Raw genomic sequence first — 314 nt, 5'->3', positions numbered from 1 at the left:
GCCGCCACAGACCTCGAAGGTTCGAATCCTTCCCCCACCACCAATTTCGGCCACGCGATGGCGTAGCCCGAGACGATAAGTTCGCTTACCGGCTCGAATAAAGAGAGCTTCTCTCGATATTCAGTGCAGAATGAAAATCAGGTAGCCGAGTTCCAGGATGCGGGCATCGTATAATGGCTATTACCTCAGCCTTCCAAGCTGATGATGCGGGTTCGATTCCCGCTGCCCGCTCCAAGATGTGCTGATATAGCTCAGTTGGTAGAGCGCACCCTTGGTAAGGGTGAGGTCGGCAGTTCGACTCTGCCTATCAGCAC

General features: G+C 54.5%; 2 tRNA genes. Both read left to right on the top strand.

The window, feature by feature from the left end:
• Positions 1 to 159: 159 nt before the first annotated feature.
• Positions 160 to 234 (top strand) — tRNA-Gly (locus tag R2R70_RS19525).
• A gap of 6 nt (positions 235 to 240) precedes the next feature.
• Positions 241 to 313: transfer RNA gene (locus R2R70_RS19520), tRNA-Thr, on the top strand.
• Position 314: the final 1 nt, after the last annotated feature.

Source organism: Cobetia sp. SIMBA_158 (assembly GCF_046566945.1).
GTDB lineage: Bacteria > Pseudomonadota > Gammaproteobacteria > Pseudomonadales > Halomonadaceae > Cobetia > Cobetia amphilecti.
This window is presented reverse-complemented; position numbering and strand designations above follow the sequence as displayed.